Here is a 5,230-nt window from a genome sequence, read left to right as displayed (position 1 = left end):
AGGCACGCCGCGAAATACGTTCATTTTGGTATCCGACCTGGCTGGCGCAGGCTGCCGCTATGGTGCCGGGCAGCAAACTGATCGATGCCGAGCCGCACCGAATTGATTTGGCTGCCGTGTCGCGCACCGCACGCGATTATGACCTTGCGGTACTCCACACCTCCACGCCCTCGTTCGGATCCGACCTACGGGCTGCCAAGGCGCTGAAGCAGGCCAATCCTGCGCTCAAGATCGGCATGGTGGGCGCCAAGGTCGCGGTCGAGCCGCTCGCTAGCCTGCAGGCATCAATCGATATCGACTTTGTCGCCGGCAAAGAATTTGAGTTTACAATCCTGGAGGTCGCCGAAGGGCGTGATTGGAGCGATATCCGCGGCCTGTCTTTCCGCGATGGGCGTGGTGCCATACAGCACAACCCACCACGTGAAATTCTCGAAGACATGGACCGCCTGCCGTTTGTAACGCCTGTGTACAAGCGAGATCTGACGATCGAAAACTATTTCATTGGCTATTTGCAGCATCCTTATGTCTCCCTTTATACCGGGCGCGGTTGCAAATCTCGCTGCACCTTTTGCCTGTGGCCGCAAACGGTCGGCGGGCACCGTTACCGCACGCGCACCGTCGGCAATGTAATTGAGGAAATCTCCTGGGCCCGACGGGCATTTCCGCAAGTTAAGGAATTTTTCTTCGACGACGATACCTTCACCGACGACCGTCGGCGCGCTGAGGCCATTGCGATCGAGCTCGGACGACTTGGCATCACCTGGTCATGCAATGCCAAAGCCAATGTGCCACGCGAGACCCTCAAGATCATGCGCGACAACGGCCTTCGCCTGCTGCTGGTCGGTTACGAATCTGGTAATCAGCAAATCCTGAACAACATCAAAAAGGGCATGCGTATCGACGTTGCTCGTGAGTTTACAAAGAACTGCCATGAGTTCGGAATTACGATCCATGGCACGTTCATTATGGGCCTGCCCGGAGAATCCAAAGAAACGATCGAGGAGACGATCCGTTTTGCAACGGAAATCAACCCGCACACTGTCCAGGTCTCGATCGCAGCACCTTATCCCGGCACATTCCTTCATCGGCAGGCTCTGGAAAACAACTGGCTCGATCGCGAGGTTGCAGAACTGGTGGATGAGCGCGGCATACAGATCGCTCCGTTGCACTATTCACATCTCAGCCACCACGAGATCTTCCACTCGGTCGAGGCCTTTTACAGTCGCTTTTATTTCCGCGCACCGAAGATCGCAGCAATCGTTTCAGAAATGGTGTGCAGCCCGGAAATGATGCTGCGCCGCCTGCGCGAGGGTGTCGAATTTTTTAAATTTCTGCGGCAACATCGCGCCAGTCCGCTCTGAAGCACGCAGTTTCGTTTATGCGCACAAACTGGTCCTAGTGCTGGTCCTCGATCGTGCCATCGTGCAGAATGCGGTACGCGCTGCCACGCCATGCGACGACAGCTCCGAAGAAGCTGGAGACGAAAACCGCAAATGAAATCGCGTCGTGAACGGCCAGAAGCCAAAGCCGTTGCGGCTCGAGTTTGAACGCCCGCTCGACGCTCAAGGTAAGCACCGCGCGACTCGCAAAAGCGACGGCAATCAGAGAGTACGGATGAGAGGTTCCGATTATCGCGGCCATTAGCGACAGCATGAGCGGATGCATGAAGAGAATACCGATGTAGCCGACAGGATCGATCGAACGGATTGTTCTGGATGAGCGCATGTGGCGATCCCAGAACTCCTGGAAGCTATGCTCGAAACAGACATGACCGACAGCAAAGTGCGGGATGATTACGTCCGATCCGGCTGAGCGAACGGCCCTCCCGATCGCATAGTCATCCGCCAGTTCGTCCAAAAATGGCGTCAGGCCGCCAATCCGCTTGAGGGTCGATTTGTGCATGGCTATTGCCGATCCAAAACACGGCTTCGTTGCTCCGAACGTCAGCGCCACGATCACGTTCGGAAGAAATTGGGAGTTGATGTTCAAGGCGGAGGCTCGCGCCCAGATGCCTCCCATCGCGATCCCGTAATAGGCGCAACTTACGGCCCCTGCCCTCGAGTGCTCTAGTTCAGCCACGATGCGACTGACGAACTGCTGGCCCACCAGGATGTCGCTGTCGGACAGGACGATCAATTCGTGATGCACCCTTGGCTCCATGTTGACCAGGTTCGATATTTTTCGATTTGTCCCACGGGTTCGCTCATCGACAACGAGATCGATCCGAGTCTCCGGATGCCGTCTGGCTAACAGCCGAACCAAATCGATCGCAGTGTCCGTTATTGCTTGCGTTCCGCAAATCAGTTGCAGCTTTTTCGGATAATCTTGAGTGCACAAGCAGGCAAGTCGCTTGAACAGGCCAGGTTCACGGCCGTGAAGGGGCTTCAATATGGTGACGGAGGGCAGCACGGATGCTTGCGATCTCGAGGGCCGCTCGAATCGCATCACCAGGATAGCTGCGAAGAGGTTGTAAATTATCCCGAGTGTTGCGCCGGAGGCGCAGAGCTCACTCAAAGCGCGAGCGGTTTCATTAAGCGTGAGCATGATACCCAAGACGTTCTGGTGAAATCGGCGCCAATGTCGCGCGGCCTTTCGAGCGCAGGACGCATTCCCAATATTTGGGGCGCGGTAAATCCAGAATGCGAGATGGAGTTGGTCGTTCCCGGAGGGACGAACCCGGGCAGCTTTGTACGATGCCGATTAACCTATGTTAAGGCAGGCCTGATCGGATCCATGGGCACGTCTGCATCCTCAAGCTGCTCGCGCGCGGGCAAAATTCAGGGATAAGTTCGTCCCTTCCAAACAATCCGGCGGCGCCGCCGCCGACGTAGGCTCTCAATAGCAATGCATGCTCCGATTGAATATCCCAAGGGAAAGAGCAGGCCGTACCAGAAGGGAATTTGGAAATACAACGAGCCGGCTATGTGAAGGCCAAACGCAGCAAGCGATCCCATAAGCGCGGGGACCAGGGCACTGCAACTTCCTGAGAGGCCATCGGCACACGAAACTACATCCAGCGCGGGAATTAGCACGCAGGCCCAGGAGAGCGCGAACGCAATCGCGGCGGTGATCAGGGTTGGTCTTTCGCCCCCAAGCATGTCGACCAGATTTTTCGAAATGCCGGTCCACAAGCTGCTCCAGCCGGTGTACATCCGGGCGGACAGCAGGAATTTGCCATCCTGGAGGACCACGCGGCCTCCTGCCCTTTTGATCAACAATGCCAACTGGACGTCTTCGCAAATTGCGTCGCGGACCGCTGCATGCCCTCCAACCGACTCATAAACTCGGCTGCGTACCAGCATGAATTGACCGGTTGCGGTTACCGTATCGCTGCTCTGCGATTGAACCACCGCCAGATTTTGGCAAAACGCCATCAGGTAAAGTCCGCACGGAATTACGAGTCTCTCCGCTACGCTTTCGAGGCGCAGGCGCGGCGCAAGCGACAACAGATCAAGCTGCTGCGCGAGCGCGACTTCCATGGCGCTGGCCAGCAATTCCGGTTCAGCTTTAACATCGGCATCAACAAAACACAGCCACTCGTCCCCAGTTCGGGCGATTCTGGATCCGATCCAACACGCATGCGACTTGCCGACCCAGTGAGGAGGCAATGCCGGACTCTGAACGACCTTTGCTTGCGAAGATCGGGCGGCGACTGAAGAGGCCACCGCATAGGTTGAATCGGTCGAATGATCGTCGACCGTGATGGTAGTCAAATGCTCTTTGGGATAATTCTGGTCCAGCAACGCACCAATGCACCGTCCGATATTGTGCTGTTCGTTTCGGGCGGGAACGATGATCGTAACGCGCGGTAGTACGTTCGAAGAAGGGTGGCTTACCGGCTCGACAACCAGAAGCTGACCACGTTGAGCGGCTGCGCGCAAAATCAACAAGAATACGACGACCAGCAAACCAACCGATAACGCCAGTTCCATCTTCCACCGGCACGATGCGTCGCCTGATCAATCGACGACGTTCGGATATGTTCCGGACCAGCGAAGGCGGGGGCGCAACGGACAGCGCTTCCTCATCCATCTTCTTCCATCTCCCGTTTGCGCCCCTTGCAGGACCGACGAGTTGCATCGGATCTGACCTGTGCGGGATCAGTGTTTCCGATCGAATACGGCCGATGCTCCACCGCGTCCGGATCGCCCTCCAATACCTCAAACGCAGTCCCCTGCCCGTTTCGCCGGAACCGAACGTTGAACTTTTGTTTTCCCAGCCGCAGATCGATCAGGGTCACGTCCGGCAGCCAGTCGGGCATGGCCGGATCGACATATAATTTACCGCCGGGTGCATCCTGCTGCAGGCCCAGCATGGCCTGTAAAAGCATGAAGGGCGCTCCCGCCGCCCAGGCCTGAGGCACATTGGCGCCGAGATATTGTACGGGGAAGCTCGTGGGGTCGCGCTGCAAGCCGGCATATAGCTCGGGTAATTGGTCGAGCAAGAAATAACTCGCCGCTGTAATGATGCCGTGTGCCACCGCTGCCGCTTCCCGGGCAAAGCCGTAGCGCCGCATGCCCGAAGCAATCAGCGAATTGTCATGCGGCCACACCGCGCCAGTCTGATAATTGTATGGATTAAAGGAAGGATGATGCGCCGATAAGGTGCGAATGCCCCAGCCGCTCCACATATCCTTCTGCATCAGCCTGCTCACTACCGCGCCGGCTCGCTCTGGAGCGATGATCCCGGACCACAGGCATTGGCCTATATTCGATGCAACCGATAATACCTTCTTCTTTTCGCCATCCAGTGCGTAGGCGTAGAAACTCGATTCCTCGTCCCAGAATTCCTCGTTGAACCGCCTGAAAAGCAAAGCGGCTTTCTTGCGAAGGCCGTTCGCCCGTCGCGGGTCTTCCAGTTCATCGTAAATCTCGGCCATCCGTAGCCAGGCGTCATAGACGTAACCTTGCAGCTCACACAGCGCCTTCGGTCCATGCACAAGGCTCCCGTCGGGATACACCACAGCGTCGCCTGAATCCTTCCAGCCCATGTTTTCATAACCCACAGGAGATCGCGTCTGGTATTCCTGGAATCCGTCGCCATCGCGATCGCCGTACTTGTCGATCCAGGCAAGGCAAGCTTCTGCCGTCCGCAAATGTCGCTCGAGCAGCGAGCGGTCGCCGCAGGCGCGCCAGGCGGCATGAAGCGCTATTAACCAGAGCGGCGTCGCATCCGCAGTGCCGTAATACGGCGTATGTGGAATCAAATGGAAATGTGCGAGTTCGCCGTA

4 protein-coding genes are annotated in these 5,230 nt (G+C 57.0%); 1 reads left to right on the top strand and 3 read right to left on the bottom strand.

The window, feature by feature from the left end:
* A partial coding sequence (hpnJ, locus tag VJV58_RS21425; protein WP_324139369.1) for a hopanoid biosynthesis associated radical SAM protein HpnJ occupies positions 1–1,361 on the top strand: 1,361 nt, incomplete at its 5' end.
* 34 nt (positions 1,362–1,395) lie between these two features.
* Here the strand turns inward: hpnJ and hpnI are convergent.
* The 3 genes from hpnI to VJV58_RS21410 form a co-directional block, all read right to left on the bottom strand.
* Entirely contained in the window at positions 1,396–2,544 is a 1,149-nt protein-coding gene (hpnI, locus tag VJV58_RS21420; RefSeq protein ID WP_324139368.1) for a bacteriohopanetetrol glucosamine biosynthesis glycosyltransferase HpnI, read from the bottom strand.
* 233 nt (positions 2,545–2,777) lie between these two features.
* Positions 2,778–3,932 (bottom strand): glycosyltransferase family A protein, encoded by a 1,155-nt coding sequence (locus VJV58_RS21415; protein WP_324139367.1) that lies wholly within the window; start codon positions 3,930–3,932, stop codon positions 2,778–2,780.
* A gap of 92 nt (positions 3,933–4,024) precedes the next feature.
* The coding region (locus tag VJV58_RS21410) for an MGH1-like glycoside hydrolase domain-containing protein (RefSeq protein WP_324139366.1) at positions 4,025–5,230 on the bottom strand (1,206 nt) is incomplete at its 5' end.

It is taken from the genome of Bradyrhizobium sp., assembly GCF_035273305.1.
GTDB lineage: Bacteria > Pseudomonadota > Alphaproteobacteria > Rhizobiales > Xanthobacteraceae > Bradyrhizobium.
The sequence above is the reverse complement of the archived record's forward strand: the minus strand, read 5'-3'. Positions and strand labels throughout refer to the sequence as shown.